The organism is Caulobacter sp. Root343, from assembly GCF_001425745.1.
In the GTDB taxonomy this organism is placed as follows: Bacteria; Pseudomonadota; Alphaproteobacteria; order Caulobacterales; family Caulobacteraceae; genus Caulobacter.
Genome location: NZ_LMDF01000005.1, coordinates 86,438 through 105,767, shown reverse-complemented (window position 1 = coordinate 105,767; position 19,330 = coordinate 86,438). Strand labels below are relative to the sequence as shown.

19 protein-coding genes are annotated in these 19,330 nt (G+C 69.1%); 10 read left to right on the top strand and 9 right to left on the bottom strand.

Features of this window, described 5'->3' with window-relative positions; all coding sequences use genetic code 11:
- Positions 1-65 precede the first annotated feature (65 nt).
- The 5 genes from ASC70_RS04550 to ASC70_RS04530 form a co-directional block, all read right to left on the bottom strand.
- Positions 66-368, bottom strand: coding sequence for a helix-turn-helix transcriptional regulator (locus ASC70_RS04550; RefSeq protein ID WP_156396120.1), 303 nt, complete (start codon positions 366-368; stop codon positions 66-68).
- Positions 369-461: 93 nt separating this feature from the next.
- Positions 462-911 carry a PA2169 family four-helix-bundle protein gene (locus ASC70_RS04545; protein WP_056046861.1) on the bottom strand — a complete coding sequence of 150 codons (450 nt, stop codon included), beginning with the start codon at positions 909-911 and terminating at the stop codon, positions 462-464.
- 58 nt (positions 912-969) lie between these two features.
- Complete coding sequence (locus ASC70_RS04540) at positions 970-1,923, bottom strand: rhodanese-related sulfurtransferase (RefSeq protein WP_056046859.1); 954 nt, start codon at positions 1,921-1,923, stop codon at positions 970-972.
- Entirely contained in the window at positions 1,916-2,356 is a 441-nt protein-coding gene (locus ASC70_RS04535) for a SufE family protein (RefSeq protein ID WP_056046858.1), read from the bottom strand. Before ASC70_RS04535 ends, ASC70_RS04540 begins: the two co-directional genes overlap by 8 nt.
- A gap of 44 nt (positions 2,357-2,400) precedes the next feature.
- Positions 2,401-3,195 (bottom strand): sensor histidine kinase KdpD, encoded by a 795-nt coding sequence (locus tag ASC70_RS04530; RefSeq protein WP_056046856.1) that lies wholly within the window; start codon positions 3,193-3,195, stop codon positions 2,401-2,403.
- A 197-nt stretch (positions 3,196-3,392) separates the two neighbouring features.
- Here ASC70_RS04530 and ASC70_RS04525 point away from each other — a divergent pair, with 197 nt between their 5' ends.
- On the top strand, positions 3,393-5,132 hold the full coding sequence (locus ASC70_RS04525) for a HAMP domain-containing sensor histidine kinase (protein WP_056048389.1): 1,740 nt from the start codon (positions 3,393-3,395) through the stop codon (positions 5,130-5,132).
- Between the two features lie 128 nt (positions 5,133-5,260).
- Here the strand turns inward: ASC70_RS04525 and ASC70_RS04520 are convergent, their stop codons facing one another.
- Positions 5,261-6,142: a hypothetical protein gene (locus ASC70_RS04520; RefSeq protein WP_056046855.1), complete on the bottom strand. Its 882-nt coding sequence runs from the start codon at positions 6,140-6,142 to the stop codon at positions 5,261-5,263.
- A gap of 76 nt (positions 6,143-6,218) precedes the next feature.
- Here ASC70_RS04520 and ASC70_RS04515 point away from each other — a divergent pair, with 76 nt between their 5' ends.
- Both ASC70_RS04515 and ASC70_RS04510 read left to right on the top strand, forming a co-directional pair.
- The gene (locus ASC70_RS04515) at positions 6,219-6,548 is read left to right on the top strand and encodes a DUF1491 family protein (protein ID WP_047407202.1); all 330 of its coding nucleotides are present in this window, start codon (positions 6,219-6,221) and stop codon (positions 6,546-6,548) included.
- Positions 6,549-6,680: 132 nt separating this feature from the next.
- Positions 6,681-7,061 carry a hypothetical protein gene (locus ASC70_RS04510; RefSeq protein WP_056046853.1) on the top strand — a complete coding sequence of 127 codons (381 nt, stop codon included), beginning with the start codon at positions 6,681-6,683 and terminating at the stop codon, positions 7,059-7,061.
- Positions 7,062-7,075: 14 nt separating this feature from the next.
- Here ASC70_RS04510 and ASC70_RS25430 read toward each other — a convergent pair whose 3' ends face one another.
- Positions 7,076-7,207 (bottom strand): hypothetical protein, encoded by a 132-nt coding sequence (locus ASC70_RS25430; RefSeq protein WP_235519244.1) that lies wholly within the window; start codon positions 7,205-7,207, stop codon positions 7,076-7,078.
- 198 nt (positions 7,208-7,405) lie between these two features.
- Here ASC70_RS25430 and ASC70_RS04505 point away from each other — a divergent pair, with 198 nt between their 5' ends.
- The 4 genes from ASC70_RS04505 to ASC70_RS04490 all read left to right on the top strand — a co-directional run bounded on the left by ASC70_RS04505 (position 7,406) and on the right by ASC70_RS04490 (position 14,657).
- A complete protein-coding gene (locus ASC70_RS04505) occupies positions 7,406-8,884 on the top strand; it encodes a DUF1570 domain-containing protein (protein ID WP_056046850.1) in 1,479 nt (492 codons plus the stop codon).
- A 117-nt stretch (positions 8,885-9,001) separates the two neighbouring features.
- Complete coding sequence (locus tag ASC70_RS04500; RefSeq protein WP_056046848.1) at positions 9,002-11,401, top strand: TonB-dependent siderophore receptor; 2,400 nt, start codon at positions 9,002-9,004, stop codon at positions 11,399-11,401.
- A 97-nt stretch (positions 11,402-11,498) separates the two neighbouring features.
- Positions 11,499-13,040: a hypothetical protein gene (locus ASC70_RS04495; RefSeq protein WP_156396118.1), complete on the top strand. Its 1,542-nt coding sequence runs from the start codon at positions 11,499-11,501 to the stop codon at positions 13,038-13,040.
- 18 nt (positions 13,041-13,058) lie between these two features.
- A complete protein-coding gene (locus ASC70_RS04490; RefSeq protein WP_056046845.1) occupies positions 13,059-14,657 on the top strand; it encodes a peptide chain release factor 3 in 1,599 nt (532 codons plus the stop codon).
- A gap of 56 nt (positions 14,658-14,713) precedes the next feature.
- On the opposite strand, the gene ASC70_RS04485 is transcribed toward ASC70_RS04490, so the two are convergent.
- Complete coding sequence (locus ASC70_RS04485) at positions 14,714-15,916, bottom strand: glycosyl hydrolase 53 family protein (RefSeq protein ID WP_056046843.1); 1,203 nt, start codon at positions 15,914-15,916, stop codon at positions 14,714-14,716.
- A gap of 158 nt (positions 15,917-16,074) precedes the next feature.
- Here ASC70_RS04485 and ASC70_RS04480 point away from each other — a divergent pair, with 158 nt between their 5' ends.
- Positions 16,075-16,455, top strand: a complete 381-nt coding sequence (locus ASC70_RS04480) for a methylglyoxal synthase (RefSeq protein ID WP_047407186.1) — start codon at positions 16,075-16,077, stop codon at positions 16,453-16,455.
- Between the two features lie 154 nt (positions 16,456-16,609).
- On the opposite strand, the gene ASC70_RS04475 is transcribed toward ASC70_RS04480, so the two are convergent.
- Positions 16,610-17,089 (bottom strand): hypothetical protein, encoded by a 480-nt coding sequence (locus tag ASC70_RS04475; protein WP_056046841.1) that lies wholly within the window; start codon positions 17,087-17,089, stop codon positions 16,610-16,612.
- Positions 17,090-17,482: 393 nt separating this feature from the next.
- Between ASC70_RS04475 and ASC70_RS04470 the strand changes: the two genes are divergently transcribed.
- Positions 17,483-18,862: a hypothetical protein gene (locus ASC70_RS04470; protein ID WP_082539879.1), complete on the top strand. Its 1,380-nt coding sequence runs from the start codon at positions 17,483-17,485 to the stop codon at positions 18,860-18,862.
- A 78-nt stretch (positions 18,863-18,940) separates the two neighbouring features.
- The gene (locus ASC70_RS04465) at positions 18,941-19,243 is read left to right on the top strand and encodes a hypothetical protein (protein WP_047407181.1); all 303 of its coding nucleotides are present in this window, start codon (positions 18,941-18,943) and stop codon (positions 19,241-19,243) included.
- Positions 19,244-19,330 lie beyond the last annotated feature (87 nt).

The window sequence follows — 19,330 nt, the reverse complement described above, 5'->3', positions numbered from 1 at the left end:
TCAACCAAAAGTAACCATTCCTTGGTGAGTGAGGCGGGTCCGACGCGACGCCGCCAAGGCCCGATTCAGATCTCGGCGAGCTGGGCCAGGTAGGCGTTGAGGACGTCGCGCTGCAGGACCAGAAACGCGAACTTGCCCTGCCGGCAGATGCGGATCAGGCCGGCGGTCTCGAGTTCCTTCATGTGGTGCGAGAAGGTGGCGGCGCTGACCGTCACGTGCTGGGCGACGTCACCGCAGGGGGTCGGCTCGCTGTTCGCGCCGATCTCCTTGAGGATCTGGCGCCGACGCGGCTCGGCCAGGGCCTTGGCGATCAGGTTGATCTGCCTCTCGTCGAGAATGGGGCGCGACGCGTCTTCCATGGGTCTCATATGCGATGGGGAAGGCGCGGAGGCAAATTCATGAAAACTGTCATCCCGGCTCGGCGCGCTTCGCGCCTGGCCGGGATGACAGGCTTTTGCGGTCTAGTGCTTCAGCATGTGCTTGATGTCGCGCATCTGGTCGTGGCCCGACTTGACCGAGGTCCAGGCCCGCTCGATCGTGGCGCGGGTCTGGGGATCGACGTCGGTGTCCTTCAGGGCCTTCTCGTATTTTTCCTTGATGAAGTCCTCGCCGGCCTCGACTTCGTTGATCACCGCCTCGTCGCCTTTGGTGACGGCGTCCTTCAGGTTCAGGAAGGCGCGGTGGGCGGCGGCCAGGGCGGTGCCGTCGTCCTTGGGATCGCCACCCAGGCGGCGGACCTCTTCCTCCAGTTCGGAGGCCACCGAGCGGCGCTCCTGGGCGCGGCGTTCGAACAGGTCCTTGTAGCGGGCGCTCTCGGCGTCCTTGGCGGCCTCGGCGTAGCCGTCGGCGCTGTCGATCGTGGTCTTGAGCAGGCCGTTGACCAGCTTGATGTGATCTTCGTTGGTGTGCATCGCGGGGCTCCGTGTTGAAGGAGGGGAGCCGGGTCAACGCGGGGCGGCGGCGAAGGGTTCAGCCGGTCTTGACCGGCGAGCTCGCGCCGACGTGGTCGATTCCCAGGGTCTCGCAGTGCAGCGCCTGGCGGTGGCGTTCGGCGGCGCGGGCCTTCTGGTCTTCGTCACGCCGGTCGTGGCAGGCGGGGCACGAAACGCCCTCGACATAGAGCGGCGAAGCGCGGCCTTCGGGGCTGACGGGCATCCGGCAACCCCGGCACAGGACGTGGGTCCCGGGCGCGAGGCCATGGCCGACCGCCACCCGCTCGTCGAACACGAAGCACTCGCCGCGCCACAGGCTTTCCGGCTCGGGAACCTGCTCCAGATAGTCGAGGATCCCGCCCTTCAGGTGGAAGACGTCCTCGACCCCCTCGGACTTCAGGAAGGCGGTCGACTTCTCGCAGCGGATGCCGCCGGTGCAGTACATGGCCACCTTCAGCGGCGGCGCGTCGGGGCCGCGCTCGGCCTCCAGGGTCTGGCGATAGTCGCGGAACCAGGCCGGGAAAGCCGAGAAGCTGGGTGTCCGGGGATCGACCGCGCGGGCGAATGCGCCGACGGCGACCTCGTAGTCGTTGCGGGTGTCGATCACCACCACGTCGGGATCGGCGATCAGGGCGTTCCAGTCGCGCGGCTCGACATAGGTCCCGGCGTTGGCGGCGGGATCCAGATCGGGTTCGCCCAAGGTGACGATCTCTTTCTTCAGCCGCACCTTCATCCGGTAGAACGGCATGCGCTCGGCCCGGGCGGTCTTGGGCTGGAGGCCTTCGCAGCCGGGCAGGGCGCGGATGTGGTCCAGCACCGTCTCGATGGCGGCGTCTTGGCCGGCGATGGTGCCGTTGATCCCCTCGCGGGCCAGCAGCAGGGTGCCCTTGACGCCCAGCCCGCAGCACAGCGCCGCCAGCGGGCCCTGGATCGCCGCCGGGTCGTCGAACCGCGTGAAGCGGTAAAGCGCGGCGACGCGAAAATCAGCCAAGGCTGGTCTGTCCAAGCGCGGCTCGCGCGTCGTGCTGAATGCGGGCGACCATCGACTTCAGGCCGTTCGAGCGCTGCGACGACAGGGCTTCGGACAGGCCCAGCCTGTCCAGGGCGGCCTTGGCGTCGAAGGCGACGATGTCGGCGGGCGCGCGGCCCGAATAGAGCCGCAGCATGATGGCCACCAGGCCGCTGACGATGTGGGCGTCGCTGTCGCCCTTGAACACCAGGGTTCCGTCGGCCTGGGGCAGGGTGACCAGCCACACCTGGCTGGCGCAGCCGCGCACCTTGTTGTCTTCCGACCGCTCGGCGTCGGTGAGCGGGGCCAGGTCCTTGCCCAGCTCGATCACGTAGCGATAGCGCTCTTCCCAGTCGCCAAGGAGCTCGAACTCGTCGGCGAGGTCATTGAGGGCGGCGTCGATGGCGCTGGTCATGGCGGGCCAATTAGGGGCCGCGCCGGTTCAAGGCAAGCGCGGCGCTATGCGGCGGGAAGTATCAGCCGCGCCAGGAAGCCCGCGCCCAGGCTGGAGGACAGCTTCAGCTGGCCGCCCATGGCCCGCGACAGCAGGTCGACGATCGGCAGGCCAAGGCCCGCGCCCTCGTGGGCCCGGGTCAGGGTCGAGCCGCCCTGTTCGAACGGTTGCAGCAGACGCGGAAGCTCGGCGCTCTCCACGCCGGGGCCCTGGTCGCGGATGGTGATCTCGATCTCGCGGCCGATCCTGGCCGCGCCGATGTGCACGACTCCCCCGGCGGGCGAGTGGGTGACGGCGTTCTGCAGCAGGTTCGACAGCATGGTCCGCAGGCCGCGGCTGTCGGCGATCACCGACGGCAGGGCGCCTTCGCCGACCACGTTGACGACGACGTCGCGGCGGGAGATCTCGCCCCGCAGGCCGTCCAGCACGTCCTCGATCGCCTCGTCCAGGGGCTCCGGGCTCATCTCGATGTCGGTGACATGGCCCTCGAGCCGAGCCAGCTCGACGATCTGGTTGACCAGCTTCAGCAGCTTCATGCCGCTGTCGTGCACGATCTTGGCGTATTCTTGGTACTGCGGATTGCCCAGCGGCCCGTACAGCTCCTGCGACAGGATCTCGGAAAAGCCGATCACGGCGTTCAGCGGGGTGCGCAGTTCGTGGCTGACCATGCGCAGGAACGAGCGCTTGCGATCGTCCAGGGCCACGCGTCGACGCTCCTGCGCGACCGCCCGGCGATCGGCCGGGTCGGGATCCGCGTAGGCGGAGACGATCGAAGCGTCGAAGGACGCCGGTTCTGGCATTATAGGCTCCCGGACATTCTGTCCGTGATGGCTTGAGCCCAGGAATATGCCGAAAGGCGCTTACGATTCCGTTTCCGTCCACAACGCGTCCACCAGGAAAGGTCGCTCGACGATTGTGCGGCCTTGGGGGAACGGCCACTCCGCGTTAAGCTTTGAAGACGGTGATCCTCCCCACCGTGCTTGAAGTCGGCCGGCCTTTGGAATTCGAGACGCTTCCAGACCCGATCAGACGCCCCGCCGCACGTCCGGCCGGGTTCGATCCCGCGCACGCGTGGCGCCTGGGCTGGCTGGCGGCTGTCTGCCTGGCGGCCGCGGCGACCCTGTTCACCGACGCGGGCGGCTGGCCGGTCTGGGCGGCCCTGGGCGCGGGCGCGGTCCCGGCCCTGGTGGCCTTGTTCATGACTCGCGAGGACGAGCGCAGCCAATCAATCATGCTGGTCCTGTGGGCGGTAGGCGGCGCGCTGGCGGCGGTGCTGACCGGCGGCGTCTCCGGCGCCATGGCCGCCTGGTGCCTGGCCCCGGTCGCGGCCGCCTCGATCCTGAACCAGCCTCGGCGCCTGGCCGAAGGCGCGGCCCTGGCCCTGATCGGCGGCTGCGTCGCGGCCCTGACCCAGCTGTCCGGCCTGGCCCCGCCGGAGCCGACGGGCCCGCTGGGCTTCGTCCTGGGCTTTCTGGCCCTGGTCACCACGGGCCTGGGCCTGGCCGCCGGCCTGCTGATCGGCCGCCGCCGCCAGGGCGCGCGCGACGACCGTTACGCCTCCGAGATCGTCGGCCTGGAAACCCTGCTGGACGGCCTGCCGCACCTGGCGATCGCCATCAAGGGGCAGGGCCAGGTGACCGCGGTGCGCGGCGCGCCGCCGCCGGGCGTCACCACCGTCGACCTGGTCAATCGCGGCCTGACCGGCGCGGCCGCGCCGGGCGACCGCCAGCGCCTGACCGCCGCCGTGGCCCTGGCCCACCGCGAGGGCTCGGCCAGCCTGACCTTCAATCCTGCCCTTGGCGTCGAGCGCATCGTCGCCCTGGACCTGGTGCGCGTGGCCCCGAACCAGCTGGTCGGCGTGCTGCGCGACGTCACCGTCGACCGCAACCGCGAGACCGCCCTGGACCAGGCTCGCGCCGACGCCGAGGCCCTGGCCTCCGGCCGCGCCCGCTTCCTGGCCAATATGAGCCACGAGCTGCGCACGCCGCTGAACGCCATCATGGGCTTCTCGGACATCATGCGCGCCCGGATGTTCGGCCCGCTCAGCGACCGTTACGCCGAATATGCCGAGCTGATCCACGAAAGCGGCGGCCACCTGCTGGACTTGATCAACGACGTGCTGGACATGTCGAAGATCGAGGCCGAGCGCTTCGAGCTGCAGCGCGGGATCTTCGACGCCCGCGAGGCGGTGCAGGCGGCCATGCGGCTGCTGCGCGTCCAGGCCGACGGGGCCGGCGTCCAGCTGCGCGGCGTGCTGCCGCCGGCCGAACTGGAGGTCGACGCCGACCGCCGGGCCCTGAAGCAGATCGTGCTGAACCTGGTCTCCAACGCCCTGAAGTTCACCCCGCGCGGCGGCCAGGTCACGGTCACGGCCCATGGCTATGACGGGGTGCTGGAGCTGATCGTCGCCGACACCGGCGTCGGCATCAGCCCCGAGGACCTGGAACGCCTGGGCCGCCCCTACGAGCAGGCCGGCGGCGCCGAGCAACGCGCCCGAGGCACGGGCCTGGGCCTTTCGCTGGTGCGAGCCTTCGCCAAGCTGCACGGCGGCGAGATGACCATCGAAAGCCGCCTGGGCGCGGGCACCAGCGTCTCGGTGCGCCTGCCGGTGCTGCTGGCCCCGCTGCGATCGGTGACCATCGAGGCCAAGCCCGAGCCGGCGGTAGAAGCGCCGACGACCGAAGAGCCGCCGCCGCCGCTCCTGGGCGACAACATCATCGCCTTCGCGCCGCGCTAGAGTTCTAAGACGCTGTCACCCCGGACAAGCGCGTAGCGCGCAGATCCGGGACCACCGGAAGCTCCGAGCCTGTGGCGGTCCCGGCTCTCCGCTGCGCTGCGGCCGGGATGACAGATTTTAGCGGAGCGCTACCGCAAGAACGCCCGTCCCGCCGCGAAGTCCCCGACCTCGACATAGGCCTTGCGGGTCACTTCGTCGCCGCGGCCGGTGAAGGCGAATTCAACCGTCACCGCCTCGCGCGGGTCCAGCTGGGCGATCGCGTCGGCCGCCGCCGCCGGGAAGCGGAAGGCCAGGCCCGTCTTGGCGCCGGTCGGCAGCAGGGTGAGCGGGGCTTCCGCGCGGGTCTCGGCGGCGAACACCAGGCTGGCGTTGCGTGGCGCGACCTTGCCGCTGAGGTTCCGGCCGGCGCGGGTGTCGATATAGGGGCCGAGCGTACGGCTGGTGTCGCGGACGATGATCCGCGCCGCATAGGGGCGCTGGCCATTGTCGAAGGTGGCCACCACGGTCAGGGCCTTGGCGTGGCCGGCGAGGCCGAACACCAGACGGTCGACGCCGAAGGTCGCCGGCTGCGACAGGCGCCAGACCGGAATGGTCGCCGAGACCGAGCGCTCGGCCTTCCAGGACGCCACGTCGCCCGGATAGGTCATGCTCAGCATCTGCGAATAGCCGTCGAACGCGGTCTTCACCCGCGAGGCGGCCAGGGTCAGATCCTTGGAATTGCAGGCCGCGCCGGCGGCCTTGACGCGGGCGCGCTGTTCCAGGGCCGAGACCTGGATCTCGCTGGCGCCCGAGCGCAGGGTCGCGCCGCGCGCCTGGGCCCGCGAGGCGTCCAGCGCCGCCGAGACGGACGGCGCGAACAGGCGGCAGCGGCCGTCGGCCGCTGTCATCAGCGTGCGTTCGTAAAGCTGGTCGGCGGCGTTGGCGGCAAGCAGCGCGCTAGGCATGGCCAAGCCGGCCATTCCAATCGACACCCCGATCCATCGCGCCACGCTACCTTTCTGGTGCGTCATAGGCGGTGTTTTCTCGTATGCTTCGAGACTTCAGGGGCGAACTTTACGTCCCGTGTGGTTGCGGTTCGGTTAGCGCATGCTTCTTTCGACGGATATCTGGGTCGGCGCGCTGATCCGCCGCGCCGAGCTGGGCGGGGCCTTCGCCATGGTGGCCCGCAAGGGCGACACACGGGCGGGGGCGGTGCTGGTCAAGGTGGTCGACCGCCGGGCCGGGACCGCGCGGCTGTTCAGCGAGGCCACCCGCGGCGACGGCGAGCGTTTCTGGATGCAGCCGGTGCGGTCCGAGTTCGAGCCCGACCTGGACGCCTATGCCGAGCGCGCCGCCCGCATCGATCCGGACGTCTGGGTGGTCGAGATCGAGGACCGCGATGGCCGCCACTTCCTCACCGAGCCGGTGGAAGCGTGAAGCGCATAGGTCGAGATCCGTGGACAACTCGACTCTAGAGGGCCGTTAACCCTGCTCCTAAACGCGACCTAAAGCGTGTTCGGGCCATCCTGCGGGGGCTTCAACGCCAGAGCCCCACATTCAGTAGCCGCCATGCTTTTCCTGATGAACGACGTCGTCCTGAGTTTCGACGCGGCCGAGCTGACGCCGCCGATGACGCGCGACCGCTTCGCCGCGCTGTCGATCAACTCGGTGGTGGAACTGGGCAAGGAGCTGTTCGCCGAAGAGCCGCTGCTGCATCATAAGGATCTGGAGCGGGCCCAGCGCCTGGCGGCCCTGATCGTGGCCAAGGCCCCGGAAATTAACGCGGCCCTGTTCATCGCGCCGGGCCGTGGCTGCCTCAAGGACGACGTGCAGGTGCGCTATGCGCAGCTGAGCGTGGAAATCATGGGCGCGCTATTGCAGCGCCAGAAGGCTGGCGCGCTCACCAATGTCGAAGCCGATCGTCAGGTCTGGCGGCGCTTGGCGGCCTAGAGCCTGCTGACGGCTTAGACCAGGGTCATCATCCAGCTGATCACCACCGCCAGGACCGTGAGGCCGGCGAGGGTGAGGCCGATGCACAGAGCGCTGCCGGCGGGATGCCGCCGGTCGTGCGCGCGATGATGGTCGAGCAGGGCCATCGTTCGATTTCCTCCATCCGTCCGATGATCTGACGCCACCGGTGCGGGATAAGGGAAGCATGACTCCAAACCCATTCTTCGAATAGGGGCTTTTTGACGCATTCTCGGGCGACGCGGCGCCCGTTTAGGCGGCCATCGACTTGCTAACGGCGGGCGCGATCCTCTACTTTCAATCTCGAGTTGTGATTTGGGGGCGTCATGGGTTTCGGATTCGGCCGCGTGGCCTTGGGCGCGGCGCTGGGGCTGGCGGTGCTGGGCGGCGGCCGGGCGCAGGCCGGGTGGCAAAAGGCCGAGAGCGCCCATTTCGTGGTCTACAGCGACGGAGGCGAGGCCAGCCTGCGCGCCTTCACCGGCAAGCTCGAGGATTTCGACGCGCTGCTGCGCCTGTTCCACGGCCGCGCCGCGGGCCAGGACGATGCGGCGCGCAAGCTGGACGTCTATCTGGTGCGCAGTCCCGACCAGCTGCGTCGAGCCTTTCCGGACGCCGACCCCAACGTGGCGGGCGTCTATGCCGCCGACGTCAACGACATTTTCGCCGTGGCGGTCCGCAAGCAGAGCGATTTGGCCGACGACACGGTGCTGCACGAGTACGTGCACCATTTCATGCTGCAGCACTATCCGGGCGTCTATCCGGCGTGGCTGATCGAAGGCTACGCCGAATACTTCATGACCGCCGATTTCGAGGACCGGAAGACCCTGGTCGGCGCGCCCAACGGCAATCGGGTTTCGGCCCTGCTGCACGGCGCCTGGGTTCCGGCGCGCGACCTGCTGACCAAGCGGCTCGGTCAGCTGACCCGCGCGCAGGCCGGCGTCTACTACGGCCAAGCTTGGTTGCTGACGCACTACATGCTGTCGGATCCCGAGCGGAAGAAGAAGCTCTCGGCCTATGTCGCCGCCACCGCCAAGGGCGAGGATCCGTTGTCGGCCTGGCCTCGGACCACCGGGATCGCGGTCGAGGACCTGGACCGCGTGATGCTGGTCTATCTGCGCAGCGCGATCCCGACCAAGACCCTGGTGCGGGAAGCGCTGCCCGATTTTCCGATGACGGTCACCGACCTGCCGGCCTCGGCGGGCGACCTGTTGCTCGAGAACCAGTTGGCCAAGCGCGCCCCGCCCAAGTCGTTCGGCGAAAAGCTGTTGAAGACGGTGCGGGACGAGGCGGCCAAGTATCCCGGAGATCGGCTGGCGACCCTGGCGCTTGCACGGGTCGAGGCCGGCTATGGCGACATGGCGGTCTCCAATAGGCTGCTCGACGACTGGCTGGCGAGCCACGCCGAGGACGCCGAAGCCTTGCGCCTGGCCGGCGAGAACCGTCTGGCCGCCGCCAGGGCGGGGAACGACAAGGCCTTGGCCGCCGAGGCCGCCAAGCTGTTCGGCCGGGCCAACAAGGCCGCGCCGGACACCTACCAGACGCTCTACGACTTCGCGAAAACCCGGATGGGCGAGCCTGGCTATCCCAGCGACAACACCTTGAACGTGCTGGAGCTGACCGCGCAGCTGGCGCCTCAGGTTCGGGAGATCACCTTGAACGTCGGCCAAGCCTTGGCCGCGCGGGGCCGTGTCGACGACGCCATCCGGCTGCTGGAGCCGGTGGCCAACGACCCGCACGGCGGCAAGGCGGCCGAGACGGCGGCGACCCTGCTCAAGGCGATCCGCGAGAGGACCAAGGCCGGCTGAACCTCGCGCCGTTTCGAGGAACGCCGTTCGGAGCCTTCATCGAACCGACGCGTCCCTGTCGCCGACCTGACAAGACCCGTCGCTAACCCGCCCTGAACTGAACAGTGCAGGTTGACGATGAAGCTTTTGTCCACGGTCGCCTGGGGCGCGCTCGCCCTGGCCCTTTCCAGCCATGCCCAGGCCCAGGTCGCGGCCCAGGCGGCGTCTTCCAATGGCGCCACTGAAGTCGACGCCGTCGTGGTCACCGGCACCCGCCGCGTCGACCGCACCGCCTTCGAGTCGACCGCGCCGGTCGACGTCGTCAGCCAGGAGGCGCTGAGGAACACGGTCTCGGACGAGATCATGGACAAGCTGGCGGCCACGACGCCGTCGTTCAACGTCCAGCGCCTGCCGGCCGCGGACGGCCAGGCTTTCGTGCGCCCCGCCACCCTGCGCGGCCTCTCGCCCGACCAGACCCTCGTTTTGGTCAACGGCAAGCGCCGCCACCGCTCGGCGGTGCTGGGCGGTCGCGGCCAGCAGGGCGTGGATCTCGCTTCCCTGGGGACCAGCGGCATCGAGCGGATCGAGGTGCTGCGCGACGGCGCCTCTGCCCAGTACGGCTCGGACGCCATCGCCGGGGTGATCAACATCATCCTGTCCGACAAGACCGGCTTCGACGGCTACGCCCAGACCGGCCGCTACTTCGCCGGCGATGGCCAAAAGACCGAGATCGGTGGACGTTACGGCGTCGCCTTCGGCCAGGGTGGGAGCTTGGTCGGCGCCATCGACTACACCGACGCGGAGGCCACCTCGCGCACCCGCCAGCGCCCCGACGCCATCGCCTTCCAGGCCGCCAATCCCAGCATCAAGGTTCCGAACCCCGTGCAGCGCTGGGGCCAGCCTGACCGTACCGTCTGGCGCGGCTCGCTGAACCTGGTAGTGCCCGTCGGCGACGCGGTCGAAGCTTACGCCTTCGCCACCTACAGCGACATGAGCGGCGTCACCGACTTCAACTGGCGCAACCCGTCGACGGACACCTCGTACCGGACCAGCCCGGCGTTCCCCGGCTGGTCGCTGAGCCAGCTGTACCCCGCTGGCTTCTCGCCGAAGTTCGGCCAGGACGAGACCAACGCCTCGGTCAACGGCGGCCTGCGCGGCGATGCCTTCGGCTGGTCGTGGGACGCCTCGGCCGGCTGGGGCCGCGACAAGGTCGACTACGTCCTGAGCAACAGCATCAACGCCTCGTTCGGCCCGCAGTCGCCGACGCGCTTCGACGCCGGCGCGCTGATCCAGGAGGAAAAGACCCTGAACCTGGACGCTTCGCGGCCGCTCGCCTGGTCGTTCCTGGCCAAGCCGGCCAACCTGGCCCTGGGCCTGGAGGCGCGCAAGGAGACCTACGAGATCGAGGCGGGCGACCGTTATTCGTGGGACGTCGGCCCCGGCGCGCCGGCCGGCCTGCCCAGCGGCTCGAACGGCTTCCCCGGCTACGCGCCCAGCCAGGCCGGGTCGTGGGACCAGACCAGCTACGCGGCCTATGTCGATCTCGATTTGCCGATCACCGACAAGCTCGACGCCGACATCGCCGTACGCCACGAGGACTTCTCGGAGTTCGGCCAGACCACCGACGGCAAGATCGCCGCACGCTACGCGATCACGCCGAACTTCGCTCTGCGCGGCGCGGTCTCGACCGGCTTCCGCGCTCCGACCGCGGGTCAGATCAACAACACCCGCACCTCGCAGGGCCTGAACACCACCACCCTGCTGCTGTTCACCTCGGGTCGGCTGTCGCCGATCAACCCGATCTCGGTGGCGCTGGGCGGCAAGCCGCTGGAGCCGGAAGAGTCCAAGAACCTGTCGTTCGGCGCGGTGTTCCGCCAGGGCGGCTTCACCGCCTCGGTCGACTACTACCGCATCGACGTCGACAACCGCTTCGCCGTGTCACCCAACTTCACGGTGACCCCGGCCCTGCGCGCCCAACTGGTCGCCCAGGGCGTGCCCGGCGCCGACAGCCTGACGACCGTCAGCTACTTCACCAATTCGTTCGACACCCGCACCCAGGGCGTCGACGTGGTCGGATCGTGGCGCGGCCAGGTCTGGGGCGGCAAGGCCGGGGTCACGGCGGCCTGGAACTGGAACGACACCAAGGTCACCCGCTCGAAGCTGACCGAGGTCTCGAAGCTGGCCCGCATCAATCTGGAAGACGGCCTGCCGCAGAACGCCGCCAACCTCACCTTCGACTACGCCAAGGGCCGGTTCAGCGGCCTGCTGCGCGCCCGCTGGTCGGGCGAGTGGACCGACGCCCAGGCTAACGGGACCGCCGACCTGATCCAGACCTTCGGCGGCCGCACCCTGGTCGACCTGTCGGTCAGCGCCGAGCTGACCTCGGCGATCAAGCTGACGGTCGGGGCCGAGAACCTGTTCGACACCTATCCGGCCGAGGCGACGTTCCAGGCCTCGCGCGGGCTGATCTATTCGCGCAACGCCCCCTACGACACCGATGGCGGCCTCTGGTACGCCCGGGTGTCGGCGAAGTTCTGACGCGGAGGCGGCGCGGGGTTTCGCCGCGCGCCGCCTTGCCAGGAGCCATCCCGCCCGCCTAATCTCAATTCAAGATTGCGCGTACGGGGAGAGCGTCGTGAGGGTTTGGCGGGTAGCGGTCGCGGCGGCGGCCGTCCTCATGACGACGGCCGCGCCGGCCCGGGCCGAGTGGCGGCGCGCCGAGAGCGACCACTTCGTCGTCTACGGCCGCAGCGAGCGGTCGGTGCGCGAATACGCCTCGATGCTGGAGGATTTCGACGCCCTGCTGCGCCGGCTGCACGGCCGGCCCCAGGACGAGACGATCCTGATCAAGCTGCCGGTCTATCTGGTCGCGGACATCGGTCAGCTGCGTCGCGTCGTCCCGCAGGCGCGCGACAACACGGCCGGGATCTATATTCCCGCGCCGACCGAGGTCTTCGCCGTGGCGGTTCGCGACGGCTCCGGTTCCGAGAACGACCAGAACCGCGGCGACGACACGGTGATGCACGAATATGTGCACCACTTCATGCTGCGCTATTATCCCAGCGCCTATCCGGCCTGGCTCGTGGAGGGCTATGCCGAATATTACATGACCGCCGACCTGGGGTCCCAGCGGCTGGTCGTGGGCGGCTACAACAAGGGCCGGGCCTACAGCCTGACCGCGCCCGGCATGACCTGGGTCCCGATGGGCGACCTGCTGAGCAAGCGGCCGGCTGAACTGGGCAAGTGGGAGACCCTCAGCTACTACGCCGAGGCCTGGCTGCTGACCCACTACATCCTGTCGGACCCCGAGCGCCGCAAGAAGTTGGGCCCGTATCTGGAGGCGGTGCGCGGCGGTCAGAAGCCGCCCGAGGCCTGGCGGGCGGTCTATGGCGACGACATGGAAGGCCTGCGCAAGAAACTGCAGGCCTATATGGATCACCCGCTGCCCGCCGGCGCTCTGCCCCGGACGACGCCGGTCGAGGCGCCGATGACGGTGACCGCGCTGCCGCCGTCCGCCGACGCTCTGTTGCTTGAGGGGCAAAGGCTGAAGCTGGGCGTGCCCAAGGCCGACCAGCCCAAGGTGCTGGAGGCGATCAGGACGGCGACGGCCCGATATCCCGACGACCGCTTCGCCAAGCTGGTCCGCGCCCAGGCCGAGACCCAGTTCGGCGATCGCGCCGCCGGCGAGGCGGCCTTGAACGCTTTGCTGACCGCCGATCCCAAGGACAAGGACGCCCTGGTGGCCCTGGGCGAAAGCCGCTTGATGGCGGCCGAGGCCGACGAGGCCCACCGCAAGGAAATCCTCGCCGAAGCCGGCAAGGCCTTCGCGCGCGCCTTCAAGGTCGATCCCGACGACCCGCGCGTGCTGCACGGCTATGCCGAGGCCCGGCGGCTGGAGCCTCTGAACGAGAACATGGTCAATGTCCGGCTGCGGGCCATGCTGTTGGCCCCTCAAGTCGGCCATCTGCGGCTGGACGCCGGCCAGGTTCTGGTTGCGACCAAGGATTACGACACGGCTCGTATCGTCCTGCGTCCCTTGGCCGGGAGTCCGCACGGCGGTCCCGAGGCGGACGCGGCCCAGGCCATGCTCAAGGCGATGCCCGAAGAGCCGTCCGCCGCCAAGACGGCCGGCGGACCGACGGAGAAGACGCCCGCCGAGGGTGACAAAAAGAGCTGATGGGGCTAGTCCCCGCCCATGAGCACTTCCCCCGCCGCTGAAGCCGCCCGTCGGCGCACCTTCGCCATCATCAGCCACCCCGACGCCGGCAAGACGACCCTGACCGAGAACCTGCTGCTGGCGGGCGGGGCGATCCGGGCGGCCGGCGCGGTGCGGGCCCGCGGCCAGACGCGGCGGACCCAGTCGGACTGGATGAAGATCGAGCGCGAGCGCGGCATCTCGGTCAGCGCCTCGGTGATGACGTTCGACCATGACGGCCTGATGTTCAACCTGCTGGACACGCCGGGCCACGAGGACTTCTCGGAAGACACCTACCGCACCCTGACGGCCGCCGACGCGGCGATCATGGTGCTGGACGCGGCCAAGGGCATCGAGCCCCAGACCCTGAAGCTGTTCGAGGTCTGCCGCCTGCGCGACATCCCGATCATCACCTTCATCAACAAGATGGACCGCGAGGCCCAGGACCCGTTCGAGCTGCTGGACGAGGTCTCGTCCAAGCTGGCCCTGGACCCGGCGCCGCTGTACTGGCCGGCGGGCTCGGGCGGGCGATTCAAGGGCATGTTGGACCTGCGCGGCCAGAAATTCATCCCCTACGCCAAGAAGAGCTCGACCGACGAGGAGGGCCATCCCGATCCGGTCGCGATCAACTCCAACGCGGTGGTCCAGTACCTGACCCCCGAGGAGCAGGCCGAGGTCGAGGAGGGCGCTGCGCTGGTGTCCGAGGCCAGCAAGCCGTTCGACGTCCAGAGCTTCCTGGAAGGCCACATGACGCCGGTGTTCTTCGGCTCGGCCTTGCGCCACTTCGGCGTCTCCGAGCTGCTGGGCGGCATCGGCGCCTACGCGCCGCCGCCACATCCGGCCAAGGTGACCAAGGCCGGGACCGAGACCCATGTCGCGCCGGGCGACAACGAGGTCTCGGGCTTCGTGTTCAAGGTCCAGGCGAACATGGACCCCAACCACCGCGACCGCATCGCCTTCCTGCGCCTGACCAGCGGCCGCTTCACGCGCGGCATGAAGCTGAAGGCCCAGAACACCGGCAAGGCGATGAGCGTCAACGCGCCGATCATGTTCTTCGCGTCCGACCGCGAACTGGCCGAGGACGCCTTCGCCGGCGACGTGATCGGCATTCCCAACCATGGCGTCCTGCGGGTCGGCGACAGCCTGTCCGAAACCGGGACCTTGCGCTTCGCGGGCCTGCCCAACTTCGCTCCGGAAATCCTGCGCCGCGTGCGGGTCAAGGATCCGCTGAAGGCCAAGCATCTGAAGAAGGCCCTGGAAGGCCTGGCCGAGGAGGGCGTCACCCAGCTGTTCCGCCCGATGATCGGCAGCGACTTCATCGTCGGCGCCGTCGGCCAGCTGCAGTTCGAGGTCATGGCCGACCGCCTGGCAAACGAGTACCAGCTGGAGTGCATCTTCGAGGCCAGCCCCTATGCCGAGGCGCGCTGGCTGTCGGGCGAGCGCGCCGACGTCGAGGACTTCGTCGACAAGCACAAGTCGGCCATGGGCCAGGACATCGACGAGGCCCCGGTGTTCCTGGGCAAGTCGTCCTGGGAGATCGGCTATGTCGCCGAACGCTATCCGAAGGTGCGCTTCGAGCGGACCAAGGAACGGGGGTAGGGCTGACCTGCGGTGGATCCGGAATCCCGGATGTCCGCTAACCACCCGCTGCGGACCTAAGCCTTCCGCAGTCCATAGTCCCGCGCCAGGCCGCGATAGACATCCAGCAGGGCGTTGGCGTCGTAGCGGCCGCCGTGGGTCCTGGGCTGGGGACGGGGCGAGGGAACCGCATTGGCGCCGCCCGGAGCCTCGGCGCCATTGACGCCCTGCGACAGCAGGTTGGGACGCGGGCCCTCGCCGGCGTTGTGGCCGTCCTGGTCGAACACCGCCTCCTGGTGGCGGGTCGGCTCCCAGATGAAAGTTCCCCAGCCGCGCTGGCCCGGCGCGTCGTGAACCAGGTCGTTTAAATAGCGCTTGCGGCTGGAATACTCGGCCGCGAAGAAACCGTGGTCGGGATAGCGCTCGGCGAAGCCCGCGAAGGTCGTGGCCCAGTCGCCTTCGGCCGCCTGCTGGTAGCAGGAGAGGCCCAGGGCGTCGAAGCGCACGCCGCGCGCCAGCAGGCTGTCGGTCCAGTGCCTGACGATCGGCCAATGGCGGCCCAGGTGGTTGTGCAGGCTGGTCCTGGCCTGGGGCGCGACCTGGCGCGAAGCGTCGAGGCCGGCGCTCAGCAGGGCGGCCAGCTTGTCGAAACCGCCAGCTTCGGGAACGTCCAGGTGAACCGCGTCGGTATTGGGATTGCCGGTTCGCATCGGCAGGGGCACGCGCCCGTCGGGCCACAGCAGGCCGAAGGTGATCTCGTTGCCGACCACCACCATGTCGGCCGGCGCGCCAGCCCTGTTCAGGGCGTCCAGCACGTCGCGGGTATGGTCGCCGACCGCCTTCACCAAGCCGTCGAACGGCAGGTCCTTCCAGGCCGCGGGCTTTGTCTGCTTCTGGGGATCGGCCCAGGTGTCGCTGTAGTGGAAGCTGATCGTCAGATGCAGGCCGGCCGCCTTGACCCGCTTGGCCATGGCCACGGTCTGGTCCTTGCCGCACCAGGGATCGACGGGCCGGCTCCGGGAGTAGCCGTTGGCCGGGTCGACGAAGACCCGCAGCCTGATGGCGTTGAAGCCGGCGTCGGCCAGGATCGCCAGGATGTCCCGCTTCTGGCCGCCGACGTAGTAGGCCGCGCCATCGGCCTCGTCCTGGGGGATCCACGAGATGTCCGCGCCCAGCAGGAACGGACCCGGGCGAGCGCCGCGCGAGGCCGCGAAGGCGGCGGGCGCGGCCGCCAGCAGGGGTAGGCCCGCGACCAGGGCGCGACGGTCGATCTGGAGCATGGCCTTCCTCCCGTGGCGGCGCTCGCGTCTCATAAATTGAGACGTCATCTCATTTTGTGATTGTAGTCACGGCTGGCGCACGGAGGGAAGGGCGCCGGGCTGGCGGCGGCGCGGCGAGGCGCTATACCAGCCGGAACCTCAAGCTCAGGACCGTAACCATGACCGCCGCTCCGCTCGCCATCGGCCTGGTGGCCCACGACGACAAGAAGGCCGCCCTGGTCGACTGGGCTCTGGCTCATGCGGACTTCCTGAAGGACAAGGCGCTGTTCGCCACCGGCACCACCGGCGGCCGGATCCTGGAGGCGATGCCCAAGCTCAATCTGGTGCGGCTGAAGAGCGGGCCATTGGGCGGCGACCAGCAGTTGGGCGCGATGATCGCCGAGGATCGGCTGGACGTGCTGATCTTCTTCGTCGACCCGCTGTCGCCGCAGCCGCACGACGTCGACGTCAAGGCGCTGATCCGCCTGGCGACCCTGGCCAACATCCCGTTCGCCTGCAATCCGGCGACGGCCGACCTGATCGTGGCCTGCCGGGAGTAAGTGATTTTCCTCCCCCTCTGGGGGAGGGGGACCGCCGGAGGGCGGTGGAGGGGCCCTGTGAGGTGGCGAATTCACCACCGCTTCGCGGACCCCCTCCGTCTCGGCGCGTATTCGCGCCGATCCACCTCCCCCTAATGGAGAGGAGAGGGCGGTTCTACCCTGGGAACTTCAGCAGGTTCGGCTTCGGGATCGCGGCCTTGAAGCTGCCGCGCGACTTGGCCGTGTCCAGGCCGAACTCGGCCCAGGCGGCCAGGAAGCCGTTGGCGGCGGCGCTGGGCGAGGCGGGGACCAGTTCCAGAACGGCACGGGCCGCCAGCGCCGCGCGGGCGGCGGCCCAGGCTTCTGGCTCGGCCGTGGCGTAGGCGCCGTCCGAGGCCACCAGTTGGCCGGCCAGATCGGGATCAAGGAAGCGCAGCGTCACCGGCGTCTCCGCGGGTAGGTCCGCGACGCCGTCCAGCGCCTCGGTCAGGGCCGTCAGGCTCATCCTGGCGGCGCTGGTGCGGCGCTCGCCGCCGGCCGCGCCCTTGATCGCCGTGGCGCCGGTCTCGCCGTCCATCCGCCGCACATAGGCCCAGCCGCCGTAGCCCGGATCGGGACGGCAGAGGCTGGCGATCCACAGGGTGACGGCGGCCATGGGCGAGCTCCGGAATCGGCGACGATCCGGGCTTTCTAGACCGCTTCGTCGGCGCTCGGGGAGGGAAGGGACGCGAGCGCCCGTGAACGAAAGGTAAACCGGAGCTTAAAACTTAGGGTTAACGTCATTTTCAGTTCGATGAACAAAGTTCTAAGAGCTGGCTTCGTCACAAGGCTTCCCTTGTATTCGTCAAAGCAAGAAGTGTGCCAGTTCAACACGTCTTCACCCATTCTGGGTGGAGTTTTGATTGTGGTGTAAAGATATGGAAAATATTTATGGTTAACGCGCCGTAAACACCTGTTAACCACTTGTTAAGAGCGCTGGCTCCGGTTTTGCTGATGACGCGTTGAACCTCCGTCGGGCTGTCCCGACGTGGGACGTTCCGTAGGCGGAGTGCGCGAAGCGATGTTCGAGTTCGGACGGGATCTGAAGCGGTTGTTCGGCGTCGATGCCGAAGGCGGTTTCAAGGGGGCATGGCGCGAGGGGCTGACCGGGGGCGACACGTCGCTGCTGGAGCTTCTGGATGTTCGGCTCCTGACCAACGAGGCCCGCTCGGCCGACGTGGTCGCCGGCCGCATCGGGGCCAAGGATCGCGGCGCGCGCCTGCTGGAAGCGGCCGTGGTCTGGCGCGAGCTGGCCCGCCGCAGCGGCGACGCCGCCGCGCTCAGAAAAGGCGCCGCCCAGGCCGAGGCCGCCGTGAAGATCTTCGAGGCCGAGCGCCGCCACGACGCCCTGGCCGCCGCCCGCTGCGAGCAGGCCGTGCTGGCCGTGCTGGGCGCGGACCTGTTCGGCGACGAGGGCCTGGTGGCCGCCGCCTCGGCGACCCTGGCTCGCACGCCCTCTGGCCAACGCACCGCCCTATGTGGAGCGCTCACCGCCGGCCTCGAAGGCCGCGCAGCCCTCTCCGAGAACAATGTCGAGCGCGCCCTGACCGCGGTCCAGGCCTATGAGGCGCCGCTGCGCGTCTTGGCGGCGGCCAAGCGGGTGAAGGGCGGTCCGGCCCGTCTGCAGTTGGCCGACCAGCGCGCCGCGCGCATCGAGCTGATCCTGGCCTGCGCCGAGCGCCTGAAGGACCGCGCCCTGGCCGAACTGGCCGTATCGGAAGCCAAGACCGCCGCCGGCGTGCTGGATCCCGATTTCGAACCGCTGGCCTGGGCCCGCCTGGAAGGCCTGCGCGGCTCGGCCCTCGTGCTGCTGGGCGAGCTGGACGGTGAGCTGTCGCGCATCGCCGACGGCGTCGAAGCGCTGAGCGAGGCCGTCGACGTGCTGGTCGCCGACCACAGCCCGATGGACTGGGCCCGCGCCCACGCCTCGCTGGGCATGGCCCTGCAGGCCCTGGGCGAGGCCTCGACCAGCGAGCGCGCCTTCGAACAGGCCGTCTCGGCCTATGATCGCTCGACCCAGGTGCTGAAGGCCCAGCCGGCCTTGGCCCTGCGCGCCGTGGTCGCCAACAACCGCGCCCTCAGCCTGGCCCGCTGCGCCGAGCTGACCGCCGACCTGGCGGTGCTGGACGCCGCCGAGCTGGCCTTCAAGGCGGAGCTGTCGGCCGCGCCGGGCGGCCGCGATCCGGCCAGCTGGGCCGTGGCCCAGATGAACCTGGCCCGCCTCTATGAGGCCCGGGTCGAGATCACCGGCCGCGACGATGGCCGCCTGGCGAGGGCCGGGGCGGCCCTGGCCTGCGCCTTCGACGTGTTCTCGGAACTGGGCCTGCGCTCGCTGACCGACCTGGCGGCACAAGGCCTGCAACGTTTGAAGCAGGCCCAGGCCGCCTGATCCGAAACGGAACACTCTCCGACACGGAAAATGGGCGGCGGAAAGGCCGGCCAAAAAGATAAGTAAAGGGATGAACTCGTGATCGCTTCGCTCGCTCTCGCCGCCGCCGTCGTCGCCAACGCCGCTCCGGCCAAGGCCCCGTCGGACCTGCTGACCCCCGTCTCCGAGCCGCGCGTCGCCGTCGCCCTTCTGAACTGTCTGGTCAAGCAGGACGGCCACCTGACCGCCTGCACCGTCCAGGAAGAAAGCCCCAACGACCTCGGCGTCGGCCAGGCCGCCCTGACCATGGCTTCGCAGTTCCAGGTGGACCTGCTGGGCCCCGACGGCAAGAGCCGCGCGGGCTCGTACATCCAGGTGCCGGTGCGCATCCGCATCCGCTAGGATTTCTTCCTTCTCCCTTGCGGGAGAAGGTGTCGGCGCAGCTGACGGATGAGGGGTCGGAAGGCTTGTCCGATAGGACGGCGCGAC